Here is a 24,938-nt window from a genome sequence, read left to right on the forward strand (position 1 = left end):
CAACCACCTTCGCCAAAAATGACATGGCGCATCCAGTTTCCTACGTTCTATTTTAACAAACACTTATTCAACTGTAGTATAAATTCGAACAGGATTTGAGATGCTTGTGTGAACGGCTAGCTACCATGTCTCATATAAAATCTGTCCGGTATGCCGCAAATCGTAGCCGCCAATTGCTTCCAGCTCCTTTTGGAAGGAAGCAGATTGTAGCACCTCTACTATGTATCGGATTAATGATTCATTTTCTTTTGTTTTCATGATAACTAAATCATAACTTTCGCGGATGAATGGCAAAAAGTCGACACCTACGAGGTTTGCAGCCTTTTCAATACCGACTCCTACATCGGCCTCTTTTCTGGCTACGACGCCTGCGACTGCCAAATGATTCGCTTCTTCCCGCTCGTATCCGCGCACATCCTTGCCCGCTATCCCGTCCATGCGGAATTGCTCCTCGATCAATGTGCGTGCACCAGAGCCTTTTTCGCGGTTGATCATCCGGACTCCGGGCTTGGTCATATCCTTCCACGTATAAATTTGCTTTGGGTTCCCAGGCTGAACGTAGAAGCCCGCCATGCGTGATAGCATGTTCACGACGATAAAACGATGCCCAGACAAGATTCGACGAACATACGGAATATTGTACTGATCTGTGTCGCCATCGTACAAATGAGTGCTGACGATATCCGCTTCCCCATTGTACATCGCAACCAGACTGTTCAGGCTGCCAACATAAGAGCGCAGAGGACGTATCGACTTGTCCTTTTGCGTTAATTGGGTTGCCAGCATATCGAGACTTACATCCTGACCACTAATAATAATATTTCGTACGGAACCTGCTGCTGACGTACTTCCTGCTTGGTTCCCAAGCAGATTGGCTTGCACAGGTGCAGTTGGGCTTTGACGATACTCCCCTTTTGCGCGCGTTTTGTACGCTTCCAGATCACTCGCATCTACCCGCATCTGCCTTCCGACTCGATAGGCAGGCAGCTCTCCTTTTTTTATCAAGTCATAGACGGTCAGCTTTGAAATCCGCAATAGCTTTGCGATTTCTTCTGTCGTATAGGAATTTTCATTACTCATAGCCGACCTCCCAGTCGTTCCTCTCAGTTTCATAACTCTTTCCATTATACAAAAATCGCAATTGATTATTAATGACAAATCACTATAATCTAATTATATCCAGTTATAATTAATTATAACTAAACATCACATTGGGGGTCTTATCGAAATGAAGAAGCAACTCTTGGCTATTGGTGCGGCTCTTTGCCTTCTGCTAACAGCCTGCTCTACTTCTCAACCGGCGCCACAGCAGAGCGCACCGCAGCAAAATACGCCAGCTGCTCCTGAGGCAAAACAACCTGAAGCAGAAAAAGTGGAGCTGATGATTTCTGCCGCTGCCAGCTTGACTGATGCACTGACAGAACTGAAAGCATCTTTTGAAACCGAGCATCCAGGAACGACTCTTACCTTTAACTTTGGCAGCTCAGGCAAATTGGCTACGCAAATCTCCCAGGGCGCACCTTCTGACGTATTTTTGTCTGCGAGCAAAAAGGATATGGATGGACTAGAGGAAAAACAGCTGATCGACAAGGCAACACGTCAGGATTTCACTGGAAATGCACTTGTACTTGTGGCAAATGCGAACGGCACACCAGCCATCACTTCCTTTGAAGAGCTGAACAACCCGGCAATCAAGCATATCGCGGTTGGCGAGCCTGAGACAGTACCTGCAGGACGCTATGCAAAAGAAACACTCGAAGCCTTGAAATTGTGGGAAAGCCTCTCTGGTCGTATGGTGTACGGTAGTGATGTAAGACAAGTATTGACGTTTGTTGAATCAGGAAATGCAGAGGTAGGCGTGGTTTACTCCAGTGATGCTGTCATCTCCAAAAATGTTAAAGTACTGGCTACTGCAAAACCGGAATGGCATAAACCGATTGTTTATCCAGGTGCTGTTGTAGCAGCAACCCAGCATGGTGATGCTGCAAAAGCTTTCCTCACCTACTTGACAAGTGACAAAGGAAAAGAGATCTTGAAAAAGTACGGATTCCAGTAAATAGATTATGTTCATGGCAAAAGGAGGTGGTTAGCGATGATCGAAACAAATCTCACACCATTACTGCTGTCTCTAAAAGTAGCTGCGCTCTCCACCTCCCTTGTTTTTATACTTGGGATGGTAACCGCCAGATGGATGACCCAAAAGGACTTTTGGGGAAAGCATGTATTGGAATCTCTCTTTTTACTACCACTAGTTCTTCCGCCCACAGTCGTTGGCTTTGGGCTTTTATTACTTTTTGGGAAGAACGGCTTTCTCGGACAGCTGCTTAACGAATGGTTTGGAATTACCATCGTGTTTACACTTACCGGCGCTGTCATCGCTTCTGTAGTCGTTTCCTTTCCGTTGATGTACCAAAGCGCTGTTGCTGCGTTTACCGGTGTAGACCGGCGTTTTGAAAATGTTGCGCGTACAATGGGGGCTTCGGAATGGCGAGTCTTTTGGACCGTCGCGTTTCCTTTAGCATGGCCTGGTCTCTTAGCCGGTTTCGTATTGTCTTTTGCCCGCGGATTGGGTGAATTCGGTGCCACGCTCATGCTGGCTGGGTATATTCCGGGAAAAACGGATACGATCCCTGTAGCCATCTATTTTGCGGTAGAAGCTGGACAGATGGAAAAGGCATTGTTTTGGGTAGTGATCATTGTTTCGTTGGGAATGGGGACGACCCTTTGGCTCAACTGGTGGAGCAGGCGCAACGTTCGCTGATACGCCAATCAAAAGTAAGGCAGGTGGACCAAGATGCTTACGGTTGACATCCAGAAGCGATTGCCTGATTTTTTATTGGATGTGAATTTTTCCATCCAGCAGGAGATTGTTGTCTTGTTTGGTCCCTCCGGTTCTGGCAAAACAACGATCTTAAACAGCATTGCGGGACTTGTTCATCCCGATTCTGGTCAGATCAAGCTGCATGATCAGTTCTTTTTCGAACAAGGGAAAAAACCGCTCCCTGTGCAAAAAAGAAATATCGGGTATTTATTTCAGGACTATGCCCTGTTCCCTCATATGACTGTGGCTCAAAACGTACGCTACGGCTTGAAAGCTGGCTATGAGCTGCACTTGGAGCCTTTGCTTACGACAGTAGGAATTGATCAGCTGATGCAAAAGTATCCGCATCAATTGTCCGGGGGTCAAAAGCAGCGGGTCGCTCTCGTCCGCGCTTTGGCAACAGAACCGGATATTCTCTTGCTCGACGAACCACTGTCCGCACTCGATGCCGATACACGCAGACAATGTCAGGATGAGCTGCTCCGCTTGCATCAAATGTGGAACATCCCTTTTCTGTTGGTTACACATGATCGGGAAGAGGCAGAGAAGCTGGCTGACATCATCTTGATGATTAAAAATGGGAAGCTCATCGCGCAAAAGAAAAAGCTTGTAGAAGCTCCTCCGTTGCCGAGCCTTTCCGTGACTTAAAAAGTGTTCTTTCCATATTGTATCGAACAAAAAAAACCATACAGGAACGTCCTTGTCCTCGGGAGGGCAGGCATTCCTGTATGGCTTTTCTTTTATCATCGTCGATTCGTTTATCTTGCCATGATCGGCTCAATGGAAACGCCGTTTTGCTTGGCCCAGCGATGCAAGTCAACCAGGAATTGCAGAACATCTGGCCCTTCTTGAAGAACGCAGAGGGTATCTGCTGCCAGATCAATATGCTGTCCATTCACTGTGAGCACCTTTTGCTTGAGTACCAATTGACGGGTTTGCTCCATTCGCTCTTCCTTGCTAATCAGCACACTGCCCTCCAGCTCACGTGGCGCCAATCGACCATTCGGCAAATAGGCACGCTCCGCAAATACCTCCTCTGCGACCTGCAAGCCATGCTCCAGCCCAGCTTCCACAAGCTTACTCCCCGACAGTGCGTACAGGATCAGCTCCTCATTAATATCAGCAATTGCCGAAACGACCGCTTCTGCCAGCTCAGGGCGCTCAGCTGCCTCATTGTACAGCGCACCATGCAATTTCACATGATGCAGCTCTCCCCCCATAGCACGAGTCATACCGGACAACGCAGAAACCTGGTACAAGACCAGTTCATACACTTCATTCACCGAAAGATTCATTGAACGTCGTCCAAAGCCCTGGACATCTGCATAACCCGGATGAGCTCCGATTTTTACATTGTGCCGAAGAGCTGCCTCAATCGTTCTACTAATGAGGTGCGGGTCGCCCGCATGCAATCCGCACGCGATATTGACAGAGGTAATCCACTTCAGAATCCCTAAATCCTCAGATTGCCGGCTGCGGCTAAAGCCTTCTGCCATATCGCAGTTAATGTCTAGTTGAATCATGGATGTATGCTCCCACCCTTCCTCTCACAATATATGTATGCTTGTTTGAAAACGCATTCATTAGCATTGTCACTCATTTTATCATCTATCATAAGCATATCATGAACAACGTTTTAGCAAAAGCAAAAAAGCTGCCGAAATATGGCAGCCTGACGGCACTTATGTCGAAACAGCCGTAACCGGACTTTCCTCCGTTACCAAAGTTTCTGCGAGTGCCATTACTTGATTCTTTTCCTGCTTGTAATCGTACTCCTTCGCCTTATCCGGTCTCGCATTGTTATACTCTACCGGGATCTCATGGCGATGAGAACGTTCAATTTTCGTGACAAAATGCAGCTTCTCCATGATCCGGATCGTCTCATCCAACTGGTTGGCATCCACATACATCGAAACGTAGTTTAACCGCTTGGAGATGTAATGAATGGTGCCAAATTTGCGTAAATTTTTGGCGGCTCGCGTGTTTTTTACCCACACTGCAACCCCCAGTCTTCGCTCTCTCATGTTTGGCAATCGGTCTCCTTCCCAATCATGTTATCATGACAGTAAGTAAAATGTTACAGAAAGGAATTGTCGCCTTATGCTGGCAACTTTTTATCAACAATTTGAAGAAAAGCTCCATCAGGACGGCATTGTAACAAAAAGCGGGTGGCAAACCCATGCCGGGCAACGCTTCTTCTATGTAAGCAGCACACTTCCCGCCCCAAGTCTGACGAAAAGACTCATGGAGACGGGAGAGTGTCTGACCTCGGATACAAAATTAAAGCCGGAATGTATTTATGTCCGCTCACAAGAAACTTCACATGTATACCGCTTTCGCTTTCTCGTACCTAATGAAAAGCAATTTTGCTGCGGCAATCTGTGTGAGGACTGTTTCTTGCTGAGGGAAAAAAATACGCCCTAAAGCATCCCAGGTATCGCTTCGACTAGGACAGTTTTTTTACGCTGCAACCGCAGCTGCCACCCGTGCCACAACCACCACTTTGCACTTCTAAAAACGGATTGTTGCTTGGTACCTTGATCGTATCCGATACCGCGTGAGCAATGGTCCGACTCACCTGATACAGTAATTCGTCAAGAGCGTCCTCTGCCCGTTTGAATGCCTGCACGGAATCACGCAGCTCAATCGTACGCTTCAGCTCTCTGACTTCTTTGGATATATGATTGTAGTCGGGGTGGTATTTCCCGAATCGTTGTACATCCTCGTACTGTTCCTTCTTCTTTTCAAACAATACAAGCAAACGCTGAACCTCCGTATCAGACTCCATCTCGCGTTTGGCTTGCAAATATTCCGAGACCTCGCGTGATTGGTTAATCATCGAGGACAACTCGTGAGACTCCAGCATTAATTGCGTGATGTCCGCAGCTTCCAACGTTTCCATAGAGCGAGACCTCCTTTCACAGTAACGCCATAATTACCTTTTGATTGTACCATGATCCACTTTCTTAGTACAGATATTGAGGCACTACAATGCGCACTCGCTCCATATCCTCCATTCGATAGCAATGCTTCCCCGTTTCTGTTTCCATCGTTACCATCCAGTAGCCAAGCTCAACGCGAACCTCCAGTGGCGTCCCCCTCAGCTTTTCCTGTCCACGCAGCTGATAGTCGACTTCCAGCTGCAATTCAACCGATCGCTTAAATAAATCCCGCATCGATTGTGGATGATACGATTGAAAATGCTGAGTCCACATTTTCGGCAGCGAAACGATCTCTGGGATTCCATCGGTTGGCTCTGGAAAAGTATTTTCTACTGCATAGCCATCCCACGGCCGTTCCACGAGGAATAATCCGTTTCTGCCTTTTTCATCTGTTGTAGAATCTGCACCGGCAGATAGCGCAGAAAAATGAGACAACACTTGCGGCTCGTATCCAAATTGGCGCAGTGTTGAGATCAGAGCGAATTCCATTCCCTGAGGTATGAGGAACTCAGTTGGCGAGATGACCTGGGACAGAAAAGGACGGAACTCAGAGATTTGCTTCCACTCTTCCACAAATCCAGCATGCGCAGTACGAACACAAAAGCAAGGCTCCATTTGTATCTGACGAGCGGTTTTTGCCCATTGATAAATCATTTCGATAAGACCCTCTGGCAATGGGTGTGCACATCCTGAGCGTAAAATCTCCAATGCCTGCTGCTCTGTCGCACCTGCTGTCAAATAGGACTGAAGCATACGCGCAGACAATTCACCGCGAATTAAGGGGCCATCAAATTCTAGCTGACACAGCTTGCTGATCTCCCATACATCTTGTAGCGGGACCAGCGGCGGTATGGTAATTGCCCCTGCAGGATCGATGAACCAGCCTTCTTCTGCAGTCAAGCGTGGCAAGCTATTCCATCGCCAATAGAGCTTTTGATCATCGCCTTCTCCAAGCTCAATCCAACCCATGCCAGCAAGTAGATGCAACCACTGCTCCGTAACGAGACTCTTTGCTTCCGTGGGCAAAGCAAATCCCGCTGTCTCTAGCATGCTCAATTGAGCCTCGAGAAAACACCATTGATCGAGGGAAACTGCTTTCATAACCTGAACAAACGCATCCCACCAGCCACCATGCGGCAAGTATTGCTGGATAGCCATTTCAAATAATTGCTCCCACCGTTCTGGTGGCGATAGTGAGAGCCACTGCTGAATTTGATACGGCTGGATAACGAGTCGTCGCTCACTTGTTTGGATCAGTCCAAGCCGTAGCGCAAAATCAAGGGTGACTGTCAGAGCCAAGCCTTCTCGTGGTTCCTGATTCAAAGGAGGCAGCACCAAGCCTTTCGCATGCTCGTCCGTTAGTGAGAGCAAAGGCTGCATCTTTTGAGACATGCGGCGATGAATGGCTCCTTTTTGTGTGACGGGAACCTGATTCTCCCGAATAAAAACCAAAAGCCCAAAAAGATCCAGCTGTATCCCCCTACCAGCGGGTATATAATAAGGGAGCGTTTTTGAAAGAGAGACAAAAGCCTCGGATGGTTCTGGAAGCAAATAAAGAGTCATCTGCTCCCGTACTTCCTGTGGCATGAAATAACCAATCTCACTCCACATTTTTCGTACAGTCAAGATCAGTCCCAGTCGCCGTAGTTTGGTCAATCCGACTGAGAGATGCCTGTGCTCTTTTGCCGTTTCGCGTTCCCAGGAACGTTTGCTAAAAAAACCTCTTGTTGCTCTAGTCACGAATAGTCGTATCACTGTTCGTTCCAGCTCACCTGCCTGATCCCACACTTGACCCAAAAAATGCGGGTCTTGCAATCGTGAAGATAGATCCATATCGTCAGCGATCCCAAATCGCTTCCTTTGCTCTACCAAAATAGCTTGCTGTGTTGTTTCGGACAGGTATTCCAACGAATCCTGTACGCGCACTCCAGTCACCTCTGCTTTTTTATGATGATGTTTCGAAAATGAATGCATGAAAATTGGAGGGAAATGATTTATGATAAACACAATTCCTAGCTTGTTGCTTGCAGCCACGCTTACACTTACAGGCACACAAGCTTTGCCTACACTACATCCTACCGCATCAGCACCAGTGACGGAAGAGGTTGTTCAAAGCGACGTACAGTACGAAGCTGTGGCTGCTCCCTATCCACCTGCCGTACAAACAGCACTGACTAAAGTACGCAAAAGTGGCGGTCACACGATCGTTCGTGCCAATGGAAAAGCCTATGTTGTGATTAGTGCAGGGCAGAAGCCTACTGGCGGATATCGCATCGTGACAGATCAAATCAAGAAAACAGGAGCACATGGCTACACGGTTCGCGCTCATTTGCAAACTCCGGCTCCTGGCTCTATGAAAATCCAGGTCATTTCGTATCCGACCTTGGTTATCGCACTGCCAGATCAACAAGCGAAGGTAAATGTCCAATTTCGTTCCTAGACTTTAGCTATTTAAATAAAAAGCCGACTTCGAAGCGCCTTATGGCACTCGGACGTCGGCTTTTTTACATGAATGACCACGTTTCCTATGTACAGTGTGTATCTGCTGTTATTGCTTTACCTCAATGGAAAAGCGTTCGGAAACACCGTACGACTCGTGGTTGTTATGAGCTAGCTCGACCATAACCTCATGCTTACCGCTCGGGAGATCCTTTAGAACGTACGTCGGCTCAAATACTTTTGCAACCTTTTTTCCATCCAGATAGAGGTGGACGTGACCTTCTCCGTGCTTGTTCTCTTTTCCCATATTCTCAAGAGAAAAAGAAAAATGGGTCACCACAAGCTTCAGTTGCAAATCATCCTGCTGTAAGGAATGTGTAACAGCCAAGGTCGGAGCGACTTGCTGCGTTGAAATGTGTTCCACATCGGCTCCTGTTTGTGTTTCCTTGTTCGAATAGAGGAACCACTCGATGCAGGCTGCAACAGCAATTAGCAGCAGCAATCGGAATATCAATCTTTTCGCCTTCATCGGGACAACTCCTTTCCAAATTCAGTCATCCCACATTTTGCCCGATTGCTAGATTGTTCATTCATGCGTTCATCGATAACCGCATCCAAAAAAATAAGGAACCCCCAAGCATTTTCACTCGGGGGCATCTTCATTCCTACTGTGCGTAATTGCCAAATCCTGATTCTGGCTGATTCGTATTGGTAAAAGCAGGATTGGCAATGGAAGCAGAATGAGCAACTTGGTTACAAATATTCGAAACATGCTGCAATTGCTGGATCGCCTTTTGATGTCCCTGAAGCGCGGTTTGAATAACTTGTGCAGCATGATGTTCACGTTGAGCAAGCTGCTGCAATTGCATGGCATTTTGCTGCTCCTGCTGTAGCAGCTGCTGGTATTGGGCAGAAGCCTGCTGCGTCTGCTGGACCAATTGTGCAATCACTTGCTCGCAGTGTGCAAGCTGTTGAGTAAGCTGCCGATTTTGGGAAATTGGTTCCATAAGGTCCTCCAATCGTATTGGTTGCATTTGACTTGGTTATGATGCCGCTTTTTTCTCCAAATTATTCTCATGTACATGATAAGCGTGTTACATAATTCCTCTTCGTATCGCAAAGATTAGCCATATTATGGTGTGACAGGGGGTTCCTTGGGTATGTCCGTTACAAATGCGCTGTCCATTTTTGCCCTAGGTGGCGTTTATGAAATCGGAAAAAATATGTACGTGATTCAATATGATGACGATATTGTCGTAATTGATTGTGGCTCGAAATTTCCGGACGAGAGCTACCTAGGCATTGACCTGATCATTCCGGATATCACCTACTTGTTGGAAAATCGCGAAAAAGTACGTGGGCTGATCATCACTCATGGACATGAGGATCACATCGGCGGAATTCCTTACTTCCTGAAACAGTTGAACATCCCTTTATACGGGACACGCTTAACCTTAGGACTGGTTGCCGAAAAGCTGAAAGAGCATCACCTGCTGCATGACTCGGAGTTGAACACGATTCATTCCGACTCAGAAATTACGCTGGGTTCTTTGCAAATCAGTTTTTTTCAAACCAATCACAGCATTCCTGACTGTTTGGGGGTTGTTTTTGATACACCAGAAGGCACGGTTGTCCATACTGGGGATTTTAAATTTGATTTGACCCCCGTGAACAATCAATCCCCAGACCTGTACAAGATGGCGGCAATCGGGCAAAAAGGAGTCCTCGTATTATTGTCTGAAAGCACCAATGCAGAGCGTTCCGGCTTTACTCCATCCGAGATTCATGTTGGCGAGCATTTAAAAGAGGCATTCACGAAGGCGAAACAGCGGGTCTTCGTTTCCACCTTTGCCTCCAATGTGTACCGCTTGCAGCAAGTGATCGATGCAGCATATTTGACAAATCGTAAACTCGTTTTGCTTGGACGCAGCATGGTAAACGTCGTACGGATTGCTTCTGAGCAAGGGTATTTGTATATCCCCGAAGGAATGCTGATCGAGGCAGAGGAAGCAAATCAGCTCGATCCCAGCCAAGTAGCTGTTCTGTGTACAGGCAGCCAGGGAGAACCTAATGCCGCATTAGCTCGCCTGTCCACTTCCGGCTATCGGCATATCAAGGTACGCCCCGGTGATACCGTTATCCTATCTGCAACGCCTATTCCAGGGAACGAGCGAAATGTAACACGTATCGTGGACAATTTATTTATTCTCGGTGCCAAGGTCATTTATGGGTCTGGAACAGGTATGCATGTATCCGGCCACGGCAGTCAGGAAGAATTAAAGCTCATGCTTACACTCATGAAGCCAACCTACTTTATCCCAATTCATGGCGAATATCGTATGCTGCAGCAGCATCGCATCTTGGCGGAATCACTCGGCATCGAGACGGAAAATATTTTTATCATTAATAACGGAGATGTCGTTGATTTCCATAATCACGAAGCCTGGCAAGAACGTAAGGTTCCGGCGGGGAGTACCCTTGTAGACGGGCTGGGTATTGGTGACGTAGGAACTGTCATTCTGCGGGATCGGAAGCATCTTTCCGAAGACGGTATTCTGGTAGTGGTAGTCACCCGCAGTAAAACGGATGGCAAAATTCTTTCTGGACCTGATCTCATATCGCGTGGATTTGTTTTCGCACCTGAATTTGAGGGTCTCCTGGAAGAAGCGACTCGAATCGCCGCTCAAACCTTGGCTACTTTATCAGAAGAAAACGTACAGCAATGGAACCGATTAAAACAAGGTATCAGAGAATCCATCGGGCAATACTTGTATACGAATACGAAAAGAAGACCGATGATTCTTCCCATCATCATGGAAGTGTGAATCCAGCAAAAAAGAGAGCCCCCCTTGGCTCTCTTTTCCCTTTTTCTAAAAAATTTTCTTATTTGCCTGATCTTCCTTTAAAATCTCGACTGCTTCTCTGAATCGCAGGGAGTGTACAACTTCACGCTCCCGTAAAAACTTCAGACTGTCTTGCAAATCTACATCGTCAGTCATGTCGATCAGCCACTGATAGGTAGCTCTCGCCTTTTCCTCTGCGGCAATATCCTCATATAAATCCGCGATTGGATCGCCCTTGGCAGCAATGTAGCTCGCTGTCCAGGGCACACCAGCTGCATTGCTGTAGAACAAAGCCCTGTCATGATTCGCGTAATGTGCGCCAAGACCCGCTTCCTCGAGCTGTTCAACTGATGCATCCTTGGTCAGCTTGTAGACCATCGTTGCGATCATTTCCAGATGCGCAAATTCTTCCGTGGCAATATCAGTCAAAAGGCCAATTACTTTATTGGGTATCGAATAGCGCTGATTCATATAGCGAAGTGCTGCCGCGAGCTCTCCGTCTGCTCCACCGTACTGCTCCATTAAATATTTTGCCATTTTGACATCGCATTTGCTTACGCGTACTGGGTATTGAAGCTTTTTCTCATAAATCCACATCGTTAGCTCTACCCCTCATTTCTACACTTGCCATGGCCATGGCTCTTCCGTCCATTGCCAAGGAAAACCGGAATAACTGCGTCCGAAATTTTGCAATGGACCATACAAAGTTTCGAACTCATTTGCCAGAGCCCAACGTTTTTCGGTGAACTGATTAAACTGCTCAACGGCGTTCGCATCGGTAGGATGCGTATCTAGATACAAATTCAGTTCGACAAGAACAAAATCAATCGCCTGAAGCTCTTCAAGCAGCGCGTAATAATGCTGCTCATCAAAAGCGTTGTTTTCAGAAGTCATCCCAGCCCACCTGCCCTATCTGCTTCAGGATTATAGGGGCTGAACAGCGCAGGCCACAGCGTACCTAAGCGCAATGCTTCGCTTGGGGAATACTGCGGGAGATTTTCTGGCTGAAACGTAATAAACAGCTCTGGTGGAACCTGATACGTCTTCACTCGTTTGGGTGGGCAGGGATCGAATGGGCCAACAAATGGAAAATAGACCCTTGTTTGCGAATACAAACCAGACATCCTCCTTCAGATATAGGTATCTGACTACTCACCATTACCTTATGTCGACAGCCTATTAGGCGTGATTAGTTTCCCGACAAAAAAACGTTTCCCCATTTGGAATTGACACCATGCTATTTTTCGCATCATAATAGACGTCAGAATGTTAGAGAAGCAACTATCAAGAACATGGAAAGTGAGTTAAAAAATGACTGAAAATATAGACATATCGTCACACGACAAACACATTGTATTCATCGGTTTTATGGGAGCAGGCAAAACGACAATCGGACAGCTTGTCGCCAAAAAGCTGCATCGTGATTTCATTGATATCGATCATGAAATTGAACGCATCCATCAAATGCCTGTATCTGCAATCTTTCAGGAGCTTGGTGAGGCTAGTTTTCGAAAAATGGAACGAGAGTTGATCGTTGCACTCTGCTCAGAAACCCGTTCAAAGATCCTCTCATTGGGTGGGGGAGCTTATATGCAGGAGGAAGTAAGAAAAGCGTGTCTCGCCAACTGCATTGTATTTTTCATCGATGTATCATGGGATTCCTGGAAGGAACGCATCCCACTGCTCATCGATACCCGTCCGATTTTGCAAAATAAGACCCTGGATCAGATCGAGGAGCTTTTCCTCAGCAGACAGTCGACATACGCCATGAGTCACTACACCATTTCCAGCAGCGATATGGATGCCGAAACCGCTGCAAACCAAATTGTCGAGTCATTGAAACAGGCATGAGAACGGAATGAACCAAGCATTTAGCTTTTATAAGCACGAAAAAAGGAACCCTATGCGAACAGGGTTCCTTTTCCTTTATGAACGGGAATGCAATAATGTCGTCGCTTCGATGTATGGCAAGGGTTTACTGTAAAAGTAGCCTTGCACCTCTTTGCACATTTGCCCCTTTAGGAAATCCACATGCTTTTGTGTTTCCACACCTTCTGCTATCACTGCAATATTCATGTTATGTGCCATATCGATGATCGTTTTTACAATCGCTTGATTGCTCGTATTTAAATTGCGCATAAAGGACTGGTCGATTTTGAGCCGATCGATGGGAAATTGGCTCAAATAGCTGAGCGAGCTATAGCCTGTACCAAAATCATCGATGCTGATACTGATCCCAAGCGCTTTCAGTCGATTCAACATACGAATCGTATAGGTCGCATCCAGAGCCATGCTCTCCGTAATCTCCAGCTCCAAAAACTCAGGGGCCAGAGCTGTTTCAGACAGGATGCTCTCAATCATTTCAATCAAATTGTTCTGCATAAATTGACGCAAAGATATATTTACGGCGACAGACAGGTTCTTATAGCCTGCTTCCTGCCATTCTTTTGTTTGCTGACAGGCTGTTCGCATGACCCATTCCCCAATTTTCACGATCAGGCCTGTCTCTTCTGCAATCGGAATAAATTGGGCGGGCGGAATCAGCCCCAGCTCGGGGTGCTCCCAGCGAATCAATGCTTCCGTGCCAATGATTCTTCCCGTGTTAATGTTGATTTTCGGCTGATAATACAAGATAAATTGTCGCTCATCCAAAGCCTTTCGCAGCTCACTCTCCAGCTTCAGCTTTCTCGAGATTGATTGATGCAGCTCTTCCGAAAAGAATTGATAATTGTTTTTTCCCTGCTCCTTGGCGAGATACATGGCCGCATCTGCATTTTTCAGCAAGACCTCGATATCTTCTCCATCGTCGGGATATAAGCTGATGCCAATGCTCGGTGTTATGTAGAGCTCCAAATGCTCTAGCGTAACCGATTCTGCCATTTTCTCAATGATTCGTTTCGCAACATCAGCGACATCCTCACGTGTCACATCCATCAGAAAAATAGCAAACTCATCTCCACCTTGACGGGAAACAGAATCTCCTTTTCGCAAACAGCCAAGCAGCCGTTGGGCTACCGCTTGCAATAAAATATCTCCGATCGAGTGTCCCAATGTATCATTTATATTTTTAAATCGATCCAAGTCGATGAACATAACCCCGATTTTCTGTTTCTTTTGCTTTGCCTGCTGCAAGGCCTTCTTCAACGTCTCATTAAAGAGAGTGCGATTCGGCAAATTAGTCAACGCATCATAATGAGCCATATAATGAATGATTTCAGCTGCTTTTTTTCTTTCGGTAATATCAATCATGGAGCCGACCACTTCTAAAATCTGATCATTTTCTTCAATTGGAGAGAGCGTAATATAGAAAAATTTATCTAAATAGGCAAGCTCGAAATTGACAATCTCCCCATTGAATGCGATCTGAAATTGAACCTCCATCTGATCTGCGACTTCCTCAGGGAAAACCTCATGAGATGTTTTTCCGATCATTCGCTCAGTGGTCAGCCCTAATTCTTCTGCAATTTTTCCTTCAAATAAGGTAAAGGTAATCGTGCCTCGCTTGTCGGTTACCATTTTGAATACGCAGTTTTGCAAGTTTTTAACCGTTCTGCGAAAATCATTTTTCATAGCTTCAGCCAAAGCCGTTTCCGCTTTAATCCGATCCGTAATGTCTGTTCGGATGGAAACGTATTGGTACGGGGCTCCTGCATCGTCCAAAAACGGTACAATCGTGGTATTCATCCAATACTCACTGCCGTCTTTGGCGCGATTTTTCACTTCTCCCCTCCACACCTGTCCTCGTTTGATCGTTTCCCACATTTCCTTGAAAAAGCTTTTGGGATGATGACCTGAATTGATAAGACGGTGAGTCTTGCCTACCAGCTCTTCGATTTGGTATTTGGATATTTGGCAAAATTTGTCATTCACATAAGTAATGACGCCTTTGTCATCTGTGATCGCCACAATCGACGATTCATCCAATGCATTTTTAATGTCATGCAAGTCCTTCATCGTGTGCCCCAGGCTCTCTTCCATCAGCTTTCGCTCGGTAATATCCGCTCCGATTGCTACGTACTGATAGATGAATCCATCCGCATTTCGAAATGGCACCAGGGTGATGTACAACCAATAAATGGAGCCATCCTTTGCCCGGTTTTTCATTTCGCCTTTCCAAACTTTCCCACTAACAATCGTATCCCATAATTCCTTAAAGAATGCTTTTGGGTGGAAGCCCGAGTCTATTTTGTTATGTGTTTTTCCTATGAGCTCATGACTTTCATATTGCGAGATCTCACAAAAATGATGATTGACGTACGTAATTTTTCCTTCATGATCGGTAATTGAAACGATGGAAGACTCTTCCAGTGCAGATAATGCATAAGAAACGTCGGTGATTTCTGTAAACATGTAACTCCCCCATCTGATGGCACATGACAAGTAATACATAGGAACAGATTGACGGCCCTCTAGAGCCAATGTAAAAGTATGTTGTAGGAGCGCTGCCATACCAGCACACCTCTGACTGGAAGCCTAGCTATGTAGTTGGTGTTTATTTGCAATATTTGCTAAGGACCTATGTCTCCTTTACTATACAACATTTATTGTCAATATGTTGAAATCTTCGACAAAAGATTCAAAATCCCACCTAGCAGCCAGATCAAGTAGATTATCTTTTCCCTGAATCAGAAAAAAGGTTGTCGAAAAGCACTCGACAACCTTAGATGACATCCATGTGGACTTGTTCCTACCGCTTCGGCGCACGGAAACCAGCAGCCTGTGCTTCTTCTTCTGTTGCAAACCACATCTCGGCGTTGGTCTGTTCATAGCTTGACGAGCCTGGTACGTGGTATATTTTATCCCCTTTGGAATTGATATTTCCTTTGATCAGCTTCCCGTCAGGGGGAGTCTGTGTATTGCTCGCGGAATCTTTTTCTTTCTTCTTCGACTTGTCCTCTTTCTTTTTTGATTCCGCTTTTTTCTCGTCTTCCAGTCCCCATAAGCCTCGGTTCTGCTCTCTTGCCTCCCGCTCCGCTTCTAAAAACAAATCCGCATGAGCGACGTTTGGCGGGATCGTCATAATCCGGGCGTAACCATCCCGCACCAGCTTTTCATTCACGAATGTGCCGTCAGACATATAAACGTAAGCGAGTAGCCGCTTGTATTTGTCATACGGCTCCGCATCGAACTTTAATGTAACTTTTTGCCCCGTCAGCAGCTCTTTTGTATAATTGCTCGCTTCTTTTCCGTATGGTTCAACAGGATGGTTGGGTTTGACCGTCTCGGGAGTATCCATCCCAATCATCCGCACTTTTTCGCCACTCTCTAGTTCAAACGTATCTCCATCTACCACACGCTTTACCGTGGCCTCAATCTGTCCGTTTGCCTGTGGTTGATTTGATGCGGAACAGGCAGCAAGCAAAAGCGCAAAAGCGAACAGGTACATCACAGTCATTCGTTTCATAATCATTTGGTCTACTCCTCTTTGCATGTTGCTACTTTATTTGCAGGCAATCACACGAAAAAACCGACCCGTAGCGTGTCAGTTTTACGCGATTGCGATTTTTATGATTTTATAATTCTCTTCCTCAATTGGCAAGCGGTGCCTTTTATTTCTTCTCCTCTAGATAACCGGATAATAGGTTTCGCTCCAAAGGCACATAGACCAGAGAGGGAGCCTCTTGACCATGGATCCAGACATAAACCAGCTGCAAAGGGTGGTTGTCTATATACTCTTTTGCTGTGATTGCATCCCGTACTGGTTGATTCTGCTTCGTTATTGGTTGCTCCTTTTTGGCAGAATTCTTTTGAAAGCCAATAACTTGACCTGTTGTTGCGTGGACCTCAACGGTATAGGTAGAGAAAGAAGCAGAGCCTTTTTGTTCAGGCAAAGCTTGGAAATAAATGCGGTAAGCGAATTTGTCATGTTCTACTTCGATAACCTGCAAGCTTGTCACTTCGGCAGCCAGGTAGTTTTGCAAGAACGAAATGGCTGTTTGTGTCGCCCTAGCCGCATCCATTTGATCGGATGAACCTGTAGATGGCTGACCGACATACTCCATTTCCACCACCTCTCCCGTAGAAGAGACCGTTTTCAATGTAATCGTGCTACTTTTCCCTGTACGCCAACGATAGCTGCGTGTGTCCAAAAAATCATTTTCTGAACGCCTGTATGTCTTCTCAACAACAAGTCCAAACTCGCTAGCTAACAACTGGATGGCTTCATCTTCCGTGGTGACTGTCCATATTTTTCTCGTAGAATCCAGGTCGTAAATTTTCCCGCGCAACTCGTCATATTTCTTTTCAATCCCGATCAGCTGTCCGCTTTTGGCGTCGATAAACCCCATCAAATCAGGATCGTAAACCGCTGCCTGCTTTTCTGCGAAATACCTACTCAATGTCTGAACAAGGATTTTTTCAGCTTCCGTTCTTCCAATGGTAACAGTGGGGTCTGGGAAAAGCTGTTCATTCCATGCTCTTTCTTGAATTTGATTCGCCGTAATTGCCTTTCCTTTATTTTGTTCGTCCAAAGCTACGATATAATGCTCATTGAGAAAAGGAAGGCCGTTAACTTCGCGCAGAAATACGAACTCGTTTTGCTGTGGATTGGTAAGTGATTGAACGACTTCATATTGCTTCTCGGCACCAATTTGCTGTTCCAGATACATCTTCGCTTTAGCTATTGCATCGCCTTCGCTCCCTGTTTGCACAGAATGGGCAGGAACTGCAGCTTTATCCGTGGACGTACTACCATTCTTTGTGTATTCATGACCTACCTCTGCTGTTCTTGACTCCATCTGCATCGTATTTTTACCGCTTTTAGGAGAAGGTGAATCAGTTGATTCGTGGTCGAGTGGAGGATTGTTCAACATGTAGGGTGGTCCTTCACTTTCATGAGGGGCAATCACCTGTTCCAAACGGCTAGGTGCTTTGTCTGACAATGAGGGGAACGCCAGTGAAACGCCCCATACTGCCAGAGCAAGACAAGCCGCAGTTTGAAATACCCTGCTTGCTCGTGTTCTTGTTTTTTCTTTTCTATCCATGCCTCTTGCCTGTTCAGACAAGATAGCTTGCAGCCGCTTGATTTCATCTTTTCTAGGCTCAGGAGCATTCCCGCTCAGGAGTTTGATCTGTTCATGTAGGAACTCCTCATCTTCCCAATACATGATGCTCTCCCCCCTCTTCTGCTGATCGCACACTGAGCTTTTTCTGAATGAGCTTGATCGCGCGATGATAGTCTACCTTTACTTTTGATTCAGATATTCCGAGCAGCTCTGCTGTTTCTTTCACACTGCATCCTTCAAGGGCACGCAAAATAATGACCAGACGATACTTGGGTGGAAGCAAAAGAATGGCCTGTTTCAATTCCTTGTCCCGCTCCTTTTCCACAAAAATATCCTCTGGCAGGCCATCCTTGGCTGGCAGCCTTCTGAACCATAAATCTGAAAACAAGCGTTGAAATTTTTGCCGCCGATACAAGTCGATGGCAGCATGCTTGGCTATGGAAAAAATCCATGTTTTAATTTGTACCCTCCCGTCGAAACGGGGCAACGCCTGCAAGATCCTGACAAAAACCTCCTGGGCGATGTCCTCGGCATCATTTCGATTTCCGATAAAATGATATAGGAAATAGAAAATATCCTCATAGTACGTTTCGACCAGACTCGTAATCTTCTCTTCGTAGCTTTCACCCATTCACTTCCCTCCCTTCTCCCATCCCACGAAGCCATGCCTGCCCCTTACGTAGAGCAGGCACAGCCTATCCGCTATTTCGAAGGGATACTTTTCCCTGACACTGCATCGACATACTCCAGCACGTCTTTATTCGCCACAGGCTTGTAAACCAACAGAGGGGTCACTGATCTCTTGCTATCGATTACAGGAGAAAAATACATCAACTGTAGTGGATGATTCTTCAAGTACTCTTGTGCTGCCTGTTCACGTGAAACGATTTTCGCCGGATCAGGATACGTGACATTCGCTGATTGTGAAAAATCGCCCGACAATCCAATCAGTTTCCCTGTCTCTTTACTGAGCGTCACTTGATACATTTGGTTCAATACAGGAAGCCCGTTATGTGTGCCGTAAAAGGTGAAGCTGTAGGACGTGTCCTCACTCAGATGGGAATCTGAATCTAACGCTACCGCTTTCGTCTCAGCATTCAGATAGGTTTGCAAGACCTCGACTGCTGTTTTTTTGGCAGCTTCTAGCGCGATTTTTTGTGTCGGTACTGAAGACTTGGCCGCTTCCAGACTCAACTCCATGACTTGCCCATTCCCTTGCTTTACGGAAGCTTTCGCAATCTGGTTTCCTTTTTTCCAAACGTAATCCTGCACTTTGCCGTTTGGCCCCTCTTCCGGTGATCGCTCAACAAAGGTGGCGTCTGCTGTATCGAATCCGATGAGGTTTTTCAGCAAAGTTGCTGCTTCCCCTTTATTCCTTGCAATCAAGGCTTTGCTTTGGGGTGATACTGGAATGAGGGGAGCGGACAGGTTAGGCTGACTGTAGAATTTCGCGTGCTCTGTCTCCACCGATTGACCTGTCTTAGCATCGAGTACACCTGACCATGAAACATGATAGGTCAAGATCATGCCACTTCCGTCTTTCTGCAGGCGATAAGCAGGTGTCATCCGGTCAATAACTGCTTGCTGGGCCTGTGCTAGGGGAATAGCTGCATCTGGCTTTGGCAAGCTTGCGGGAACTGGCGGCGCACCATCCGCCATCAACATGATCACTTCACCGTTTCCATTCACCCCAACGAGCAGAAAACGTTCATCAAACAATATTCCGTTTACAACGTATTGGTAGGCGAGATCTCCAAGCTTTTCGGATTTTTGAGAATCAAACTGGTATTCTTCAGCTGATTTCCCCAGTAATCCCTGTAAAAACGAATCTGCTTTTTTCTTCTGTACATCAAGCGGCAGTTCTTCCCCATCTGCTTCACCGGCTTGATATTCGAAGCTCTGAATGCCTCCTGTCTTTTTATCCAGATAGATGGTCATAGATGGAGAGGGATCATTCTCTAGCCGCTTGCGCTCGATAACTATTACATCGCTTGCCTCGTCCTGCCTCATTTTTTGAACAGGTAACTGCTTCATATAAGGAAGCAGTTCTGCCAATTTGTCGATGGTGGCTTGTGCTAATCCCTGTGTAGATACTTCTTGCTTTCTGCTAAATTGCGTGCCTTTATCTGCTGCACATGCAGGGCTTGCTGTCAAAAGGGTTGCTGCAATAACTAACTTGACGGCTCCGTTCCAATTTTTCATGTACTTTTTCCTCCGTTAGTGTTTTTTGTTGCTCATTGCTTTATTCGAACGAGTACAGGAAAGGTTACAAATTTTCCCTTCTTTTTTCAAAAGCTTGTCCACTTTTCGGACTCGACACTTTCGCTTTCACGTGCAGTTGCCCAAACCGAAAAAAACGACCTCGCTCAAGGTCGTTTTGTCTATACGAGCAAATTTAGTCTCGATCGGTATTAAATAAGAACAGTAGAACGACCACAACAATAATAATCCAAAATAGCTCATCATTATCACGGTCAAAAAAACCATCGAACAGACCCATAGTGGAGTCCCCCTTTCCTTCTCTCTACAGCCTATGCAACAGACTAGACATGTGTCAGTACTTGGAAGAGCCCAAAAATGGAGGGGATGTTCTACCTCAGTTTGGCCCAGATCAAATGTACATACTCAGTTAGCTGCCTCACTTCTGTAACAAAGCCCAAAGAATCAAGCTCTGCGAGCAAACGGGATCGATCTGCGTAGCATCTGTCCAGGATTTGTGAAAGCGCTTCTTCTTCTCCCTGTCGCCGCAAATGATCCAAGTGTGCGTGACGATGGTCCTGATCCACAAACATTAAATCCGCAATAACCAGCCTACCTCCAGGCTTTAAAACCCTGCGACACTCCGCCAAGGCAAGTAACTTCTGATCATCTGTCAAATGGTGCAGGGCATAGCTCGTGGCAACAAAATCAAAATCATTTTCAAGAAACGGAAAAGCAAAAAAGGTGCCCAGCTTGGTCTCCACCTCAGGGGATTTCCGCCGACATTGAAGGAGCATTTGTGGCGATTGATCAAAACCACTCATCTGCACTCCCATTTGAATGAACCGACTAGCGAGATTCCCTGTTCCTGTTCCCGCATCCAGCCCAGACTCTCCTGGCTTCGGGGCTACTGCCCCCACCACTTGATCCAGGATCTCATGATAAAACGCATGTGTGTTGAATCCTTCCTGTTCGCGGGTTACCAGTTCGTCATACTGGTCTGCGATTTGATTGAAATTCCATCGATCCACCCAATTATCGCGTGTTTGACGCAGCCGCTTGTTTGCTTCTGCCAGTTCGTACAAGGCCCCTGGATCGATCTGCTGATCTCTTTTGACACGTTCAATCATCGCCTCAGTGGTCGCTATTACCTTACTCATCTCTACCCATCTGCTGTACATGAACGAGCGCTGCAGCTCCAAATAATGCAGCAGGCTGCCCTCTGCTTCGTTTTGCTCTTGCAATAGCTCACGAATATCCTCAATGGGCATGCCCACTTCGCGCAACGTAATAATCGTCTGCAATCGCCAAACATCTTCTTCCGAAAAATGACGATAACCAGATTCATCCGCCTTTTTAGGCTGAATCAGTCCTTTTTCCTCGTAAAAGCGGATTGCTCGAGGTGTAATATGCAGCCTCCGTGCGATATCCTTGATTTGCATGAGATTCCTCTCCCAGATGATTTCTTACTTTGTATCATAAACCTTACCGTTACGTGAATGTACAGTCTAAAATTGAAAAAAGCCGCTTGGGTTCATCCCAGCAGCTCCTTCTCTTGCCGATCGACTTTCTTCTATTAATGCGTAGCTGGTTCGGAAATTTCTTGCAGAGCATCACTCGCCTCGTCATGGTGAACCTGGCGAATCGCCATGTCAGCAAGTGCTACGATCCCTGCGAGCTTGCCATGTTCTACAACAGGCAGGCGACGAATTTGGTGCTGCGCCATGATTTTCGCTGCTTCATCCACCGTCATTCCTGGTTGACCCAAAATAATGTCTCTTGTCATCACTACCTCTGTTGCCGTTGAGCCTTCATGCTTTTCAGCCAGCCCTCGAATGACGATATCACGGTCGGTAATGACCCCTATCACATCTTCTTTCTCGTCCACTACCGGAATCACACCGACATTCCAGTCGCGCATCTTGCAAGCTACCTCATACACATTATCCTTAAGCGTCACAGTTGCGACATCTTTCGTCATAATTTCACGTAATGTGCGGTTTTCTACCTTCGCCATGTCAGTCTCCTCCTTTTGCTAATGAACGATTGTAGTGTGTCCTGCTACCTATCGTTTCATGCGCCAACCGGGACATGTGTCATGATTTTTCTGACTAGAGAAGACACATCCCCTATGTTAAGATGAAAGCATGGTCCTTGTGATTGTAGCCAAAAAGGCCGTACGGGTGCCTCATCACCCGTACGGCCGTAAGCTACAACAGTCGTTCCTACATGGGAGTCGGCTCACAGTACCAGCTCGTAGACCTCCTGGCTGTCTAGCTCAAGGGAGGTCTACTTTTTTCGACTAGAAGACAGCATCACTACTAAAGTCCCAAATGTCAACATTAGACTTAGTGCCTCGAATACTGTCATGGTATCACCCCCTCTCATTCGGGGATGCCGACCGCCCTTGAGAAACCGAACTATTGTAGTAACAAATTATACCATATCTATCCAATCATGGTCATCCATCCACAATACCGACTTATCCATTGCGATTCTTCCAAAAACAGACTATGATGAATAAGTGAATATCACCATTTGTAGGAGGAAATAGAATGGTTATTAAAGACACTGGGGTTGGCACTAAAGAAGTCTTTTTCGCCGATCTGGAGCATTACATGAATGAGCTCGGATTTGACCGCGGCGCATGGGATTACAAGCACGCTACATACGACTATAAAATCCAAGATAAAGGAAACGTTTTCTATCTGCGTATCGAAGCAAACGTGACCCAAGGTAAACTGGAAGACACCCATGCGGTTCTCAAGCTGGAAGACCCTTACATGGGTAAGCACCTGTTCCCGCACGGTCTGGACTACGACTTCCCAATGCCTGACTCTGTTGTGAAAACAGCCAAGCTCAAGCTGCAAATGCTGAACGAAAAACTGTCTTCGCACTAGAATACAAATCGAAATTGCACTGCGTTACAGAGAGGTCTCCCCTCTCTGTTTCACGTAGAGGGGGGTTTTATCATGAAGACGAGGGGCGTTCCTGATTTTTTGCTCCTGTTTTTAACCGCCCTGATTGTCGGGTTTGGCATCACAATGGTACTGAGCTCCAGCTCTATTTTTGCCTTGACCAGCTTTACCTCCAACGGCTGCTCTTACTGTGGTGGCGATGAGCTGTATTTTGTCAAGCGGCAAATCCTTTTTTTGGTTGTCGGAGTAATCGGGATGCTAATCGCGATGAACATCCCCATCTCCTTTTACAAGCGTAATTTTTTGCCAATCGCAATAATTAGCTTGTTTTCTTTAATTCTGGTGTTGATCCCTGGGATCGGCCAGAAAATTAATGGTGCACGCTCCTGGTTTAAATTGGGCTCGTTTAACCTCCAGTCAGCAGAGTTCGCCAAGCTGGGTTTGATCTTGTACCTAGCGGCGATCATCGCAAAAAAAGGAGACGGTATCCGAAACCTAAAAAAAGGCTTAATGCCGCTATTGATGGTTATCGGTGTCTTTTTTTTCCTGGTCTTGATCCAGCCTGACCTGGGTACATCGGGCATCCTTTTAGGAAGTGCCTTGATTGTTTTGGTGTGTGGAGGAGCACGTCTCGGCCATCTCATTTTTCTTGGCGTGCCCGTTGTCTCAGTAACTCTCTTGGTCTACATCTCCACAAAAGAGCATGCTTCGAACCGGTTTGCATCCTACCTGGACCCTTGGAGCGATCCGCTATATACCGGGTACAACATCATTCAGTCGTTGATCGCGATCGCCCACGGAGGCATATCCGGTACTGGATTTGGGAAAAGCATTCAAAAATACTTGTACTTGCCTGAGCGACATACCGATTTCATTTTCTCGATCATTACAGAAGAAATAGGGTTTATTGGTACCTCAATCTTCTTGCTGGTGTACTTGTTGTTTTTGTTGCGTGGCATACATATTTGCCTGCGGGTGAAAGATACCTTCGCCTGCCTCGCGGGGATTGGTGTCGTCAGCATGATCGGAATCCAAGCTATTATGAATATCGGCGGTGTAACCGGATTTATTCCGCTTACAGGGGTCCCCCTTCCGTTTATCAGCTATGGGGGCTCTTCGCTACTTGTCTGTCTGATTTCTACAGGCTTTCTCCTGAGCGTTTCCAGGGAGGTCAGCAGGCAGAAGGTGGACGAGCAATTACAGAAACAACCGTATTCCATGTAGCTTCACCGAAGAAAACTGAAAATGAAAAACGACCTGCGAGGCTACGCAGGTCGTTTTATTTTTATATAGGGTAAAAGCTTCTGACTGTATTTGCTGGCTTGTCATCTTCACATAATCAATCGGGGTAGGAACGTAATGTATCTGGATCATCTTACTTATGGGGTATTGATTTCAATGGTTTCGACACGCACATTTACTGCTTCTACGAAAAGACCGGTTAATGCTTCAACAGCTTCCTTTACCTTCTCTTGAAGCGTGCGACATACCTGATGAATCTGTGTTCCATAAAGGACAGACACGCGCATGTCGATGGTTACTTTGTCGTCTGCGACAAATACCGTGATCCCTTTTGCCCCTCCATTGATTTTTTTCGCCAAATCCTGATACAGTCCACCGGAACGAATAGAAACCTCTAACACTTCTTCAACCGCTACTCCAGCAATGACTGCAATCACTTGATCTGCTACTTTGATATCACCGAGCCTGTCAGCCATCTGGACGTCCTCCTCTTCGCCCGAATAGTTCGCTTTACCTATCTGGGTACCTTT

Annotated in this window: 28 protein-coding genes; 9 read left to right on the plus strand and 19 right to left on the minus strand. The window is 46.3% G+C overall.

What is annotated here, in order from left to right:
- Nucleotides 1-120: 120 nt before the first annotated feature.
- Nucleotides 121-1,080 (minus strand): helix-turn-helix transcriptional regulator, encoded by a 960-nt coding sequence (locus ADS79_RS20750; protein ID WP_049740276.1) that lies wholly within the window; start codon nucleotides 1,078-1,080, stop codon nucleotides 121-123.
- 148 nt (nucleotides 1,081-1,228) lie between these two features.
- Here ADS79_RS20750 and modA point away from each other — a divergent pair, with 148 nt between their 5' ends.
- Genes modA through ADS79_RS20765 form a run of 3 tightly spaced genes read left to right on the plus strand, consistent with a single transcriptional unit; the run spans nucleotide 1,229 to nucleotide 3,469 of the window.
- Complete coding sequence (gene modA, locus ADS79_RS20755; protein ID WP_049740277.1) at nucleotides 1,229-2,056, plus strand: molybdate ABC transporter substrate-binding protein; 828 nt, start codon at nucleotides 1,229-1,231, stop codon at nucleotides 2,054-2,056.
- 36 nt (nucleotides 2,057-2,092) lie between these two features.
- Nucleotides 2,093-2,761 (plus strand): molybdate ABC transporter permease subunit, encoded by a 669-nt coding sequence (gene modB / locus ADS79_RS20760; RefSeq protein ID WP_049740278.1) that lies wholly within the window; start codon nucleotides 2,093-2,095, stop codon nucleotides 2,759-2,761.
- 33 nt (nucleotides 2,762-2,794) lie between these two features.
- Entirely contained in the window at nucleotides 2,795-3,469 is a 675-nt protein-coding gene (locus ADS79_RS20765; protein ID WP_049740279.1) for an ABC transporter ATP-binding protein, read from the plus strand.
- Between the two features lie 110 nt (nucleotides 3,470-3,579).
- Here ADS79_RS20765 and ADS79_RS20770 read toward each other — a convergent pair whose 3' ends face one another.
- Both ADS79_RS20770 and ADS79_RS20775 read right to left on the minus strand, forming a co-directional pair.
- Nucleotides 3,580-4,344: a LamB/YcsF family protein gene (locus ADS79_RS20770; RefSeq protein ID WP_049740280.1), complete on the minus strand. Its 765-nt coding sequence runs from the start codon at nucleotides 4,342-4,344 to the stop codon at nucleotides 3,580-3,582.
- Nucleotides 4,345-4,503: 159 nt separating this feature from the next.
- A complete protein-coding gene (locus ADS79_RS20775; RefSeq protein WP_049740281.1) occupies nucleotides 4,504-4,845 on the minus strand; it encodes a YlbG family protein in 342 nt (113 codons plus the stop codon).
- A 76-nt stretch (nucleotides 4,846-4,921) separates the two neighbouring features.
- Between ADS79_RS20775 and ADS79_RS20780 the strand changes: the two genes are divergently transcribed.
- Nucleotides 4,922-5,245, plus strand: a complete 324-nt coding sequence (locus tag ADS79_RS20780) for a hypothetical protein (RefSeq protein WP_049740282.1) — start codon at nucleotides 4,922-4,924, stop codon at nucleotides 5,243-5,245.
- A gap of 22 nt (nucleotides 5,246-5,267) precedes the next feature.
- Here ADS79_RS20780 and ADS79_RS20785 read toward each other — a convergent pair whose 3' ends face one another.
- Nucleotides 5,268-5,723, minus strand: a complete 456-nt coding sequence (locus tag ADS79_RS20785) for a YlbF/YmcA family competence regulator (protein ID WP_049740283.1) — start codon at nucleotides 5,721-5,723, stop codon at nucleotides 5,268-5,270.
- A gap of 64 nt (nucleotides 5,724-5,787) precedes the next feature.
- On the minus strand, nucleotides 5,788-7,689 hold the full coding sequence (locus ADS79_RS20790) for a hypothetical protein (RefSeq protein WP_049740284.1): 1,902 nt from the start codon (nucleotides 7,687-7,689) through the stop codon (nucleotides 5,788-5,790).
- A 70-nt stretch (nucleotides 7,690-7,759) separates the two neighbouring features.
- Between ADS79_RS20790 and ADS79_RS20795 the strand changes: the two genes are divergently transcribed.
- On the plus strand, nucleotides 7,760-8,203 hold the full coding sequence (locus ADS79_RS20795) for a protease complex subunit PrcB family protein (protein WP_049740285.1): 444 nt from the start codon (nucleotides 7,760-7,762) through the stop codon (nucleotides 8,201-8,203).
- 108 nt (nucleotides 8,204-8,311) lie between these two features.
- Here ADS79_RS20795 and ADS79_RS20800 read toward each other — a convergent pair whose 3' ends face one another.
- Together ADS79_RS20800 and ADS79_RS20805 are read right to left on the minus strand one after the other, a co-directional pair.
- Nucleotides 8,312-8,731 (minus strand): hypothetical protein, encoded by a 420-nt coding sequence (locus ADS79_RS20800; protein ID WP_049740286.1) that lies wholly within the window; start codon nucleotides 8,729-8,731, stop codon nucleotides 8,312-8,314.
- A gap of 136 nt (nucleotides 8,732-8,867) precedes the next feature.
- A complete protein-coding gene (locus ADS79_RS20805) occupies nucleotides 8,868-9,209 on the minus strand; it encodes a hypothetical protein (protein WP_049740287.1) in 342 nt (113 codons plus the stop codon).
- Between the two features lie 153 nt (nucleotides 9,210-9,362).
- Between ADS79_RS20805 and ADS79_RS20810 the strand changes: the two genes are divergently transcribed.
- On the plus strand, nucleotides 9,363-11,027 hold the full coding sequence (locus ADS79_RS20810; RefSeq protein ID WP_049740288.1) for a ribonuclease J: 1,665 nt from the start codon (nucleotides 9,363-9,365) through the stop codon (nucleotides 11,025-11,027).
- Between the two features lie 45 nt (nucleotides 11,028-11,072).
- On the opposite strand, the gene ADS79_RS20815 is transcribed toward ADS79_RS20810, so the two are convergent.
- Genes ADS79_RS20815 through ADS79_RS20825 form a run of 3 tightly spaced genes read right to left on the minus strand, consistent with a single transcriptional unit; the run spans nucleotide 11,073 to nucleotide 12,160 of the window.
- Nucleotides 11,073-11,642: a manganese catalase family protein gene (locus tag ADS79_RS20815; protein WP_049740289.1), complete on the minus strand. Its 570-nt coding sequence runs from the start codon at nucleotides 11,640-11,642 to the stop codon at nucleotides 11,073-11,075.
- A 21-nt stretch (nucleotides 11,643-11,663) separates the two neighbouring features.
- Nucleotides 11,664-11,939, minus strand: a complete 276-nt coding sequence (locus ADS79_RS20820; protein WP_049740290.1) for a spore coat protein CotJB — start codon at nucleotides 11,937-11,939, stop codon at nucleotides 11,664-11,666.
- Nucleotides 11,936-12,160, minus strand: a complete 225-nt coding sequence (locus ADS79_RS20825; protein ID WP_049740291.1) for a spore coat associated protein CotJA — start codon at nucleotides 12,158-12,160, stop codon at nucleotides 11,936-11,938. The genes ADS79_RS20820 and ADS79_RS20825 overlap by 4 nt, the downstream gene beginning before the upstream one ends.
- 196 nt (nucleotides 12,161-12,356) lie before the next feature.
- Here ADS79_RS20825 and ADS79_RS20830 point away from each other — a divergent pair, with 196 nt between their 5' ends.
- Entirely contained in the window at nucleotides 12,357-12,896 is a 540-nt protein-coding gene (locus tag ADS79_RS20830) for a shikimate kinase (protein ID WP_049740292.1), read from the plus strand.
- Between the two features lie 75 nt (nucleotides 12,897-12,971).
- Here ADS79_RS20830 and ADS79_RS20835 read toward each other — a convergent pair whose 3' ends face one another.
- The 8 genes from ADS79_RS20835 to ADS79_RS36760 all read right to left on the minus strand — a co-directional run bounded on the left by ADS79_RS20835 (nucleotide 12,972) and on the right by ADS79_RS36760 (nucleotide 22,636).
- Nucleotides 12,972-15,395: a sensor domain-containing protein gene (locus ADS79_RS20835; RefSeq protein WP_049740293.1), complete on the minus strand. Its 2,424-nt coding sequence runs from the start codon at nucleotides 15,393-15,395 to the stop codon at nucleotides 12,972-12,974.
- A gap of 337 nt (nucleotides 15,396-15,732) precedes the next feature.
- The gene (locus tag ADS79_RS20840; RefSeq protein WP_049741087.1) at nucleotides 15,733-16,449 is read right to left on the minus strand and encodes a thermonuclease family protein; all 717 of its coding nucleotides are present in this window, start codon (nucleotides 16,447-16,449) and stop codon (nucleotides 15,733-15,735) included.
- Nucleotides 16,450-16,594: 145 nt separating this feature from the next.
- Nucleotides 16,595-18,151, minus strand: coding sequence for a YcdB/YcdC domain-containing protein (locus ADS79_RS20845; RefSeq protein ID WP_049740294.1), 1,557 nt, complete (start codon nucleotides 18,149-18,151; stop codon nucleotides 16,595-16,597).
- Nucleotides 18,135-18,680, minus strand: coding sequence for an RNA polymerase sigma factor (locus tag ADS79_RS20850; RefSeq protein ID WP_049740295.1), 546 nt, complete (start codon nucleotides 18,678-18,680; stop codon nucleotides 18,135-18,137). The genes ADS79_RS20845 and ADS79_RS20850 overlap by 17 nt, the downstream gene beginning before the upstream one ends.
- 71 nt (nucleotides 18,681-18,751) lie before the next feature.
- A complete protein-coding gene (locus ADS79_RS20855; RefSeq protein ID WP_049740296.1) occupies nucleotides 18,752-20,251 on the minus strand; it encodes a YcdB/YcdC domain-containing protein in 1,500 nt (499 codons plus the stop codon).
- Between the two features lie 389 nt (nucleotides 20,252-20,640).
- Nucleotides 20,641-21,690, minus strand: coding sequence for a MerR family transcriptional regulator (locus tag ADS79_RS20860; protein ID WP_049740297.1), 1,050 nt, complete (start codon nucleotides 21,688-21,690; stop codon nucleotides 20,641-20,643).
- Between the two features lie 134 nt (nucleotides 21,691-21,824).
- Entirely contained in the window at nucleotides 21,825-22,265 is a 441-nt protein-coding gene (locus ADS79_RS20865; RefSeq protein WP_049740298.1) for a CBS domain-containing protein, read from the minus strand.
- Between the two features lie 272 nt (nucleotides 22,266-22,537).
- Nucleotides 22,538-22,636: a putative holin-like toxin gene (locus ADS79_RS36760; RefSeq protein WP_373419714.1), complete on the minus strand. Its 99-nt coding sequence runs from the start codon at nucleotides 22,634-22,636 to the stop codon at nucleotides 22,538-22,540.
- A gap of 167 nt (nucleotides 22,637-22,803) precedes the next feature.
- Here ADS79_RS36760 and ADS79_RS20870 point away from each other — a divergent pair, with 167 nt between their 5' ends.
- Together ADS79_RS20870 and ftsW are read left to right on the plus strand one after the other, a co-directional pair.
- Nucleotides 22,804-23,148: a YugN family protein gene (locus tag ADS79_RS20870; protein WP_049740299.1), complete on the plus strand. Its 345-nt coding sequence runs from the start codon at nucleotides 22,804-22,806 to the stop codon at nucleotides 23,146-23,148.
- Between the two features lie 72 nt (nucleotides 23,149-23,220).
- Complete coding sequence (gene ftsW / locus ADS79_RS20875) at nucleotides 23,221-24,390, plus strand: putative lipid II flippase FtsW (RefSeq protein ID WP_049740300.1); 1,170 nt, start codon at nucleotides 23,221-23,223, stop codon at nucleotides 24,388-24,390.
- Nucleotides 24,391-24,545: 155 nt separating this feature from the next.
- On the opposite strand, the gene ADS79_RS20880 is transcribed toward ftsW, so the two are convergent.
- Complete coding sequence (locus ADS79_RS20880; RefSeq protein WP_049740301.1) at nucleotides 24,546-24,884, minus strand: Asp23/Gls24 family envelope stress response protein; 339 nt, start codon at nucleotides 24,882-24,884, stop codon at nucleotides 24,546-24,548.
- Between the last annotated feature and the right edge of the window lie 54 nt (nucleotides 24,885-24,938).

The organism is Brevibacillus reuszeri (assembly GCF_001187725.1).
GTDB classification, from domain to species: Bacteria; Bacillota; Bacilli; order Brevibacillales; family Brevibacillaceae; genus Brevibacillus; species Brevibacillus reuszeri.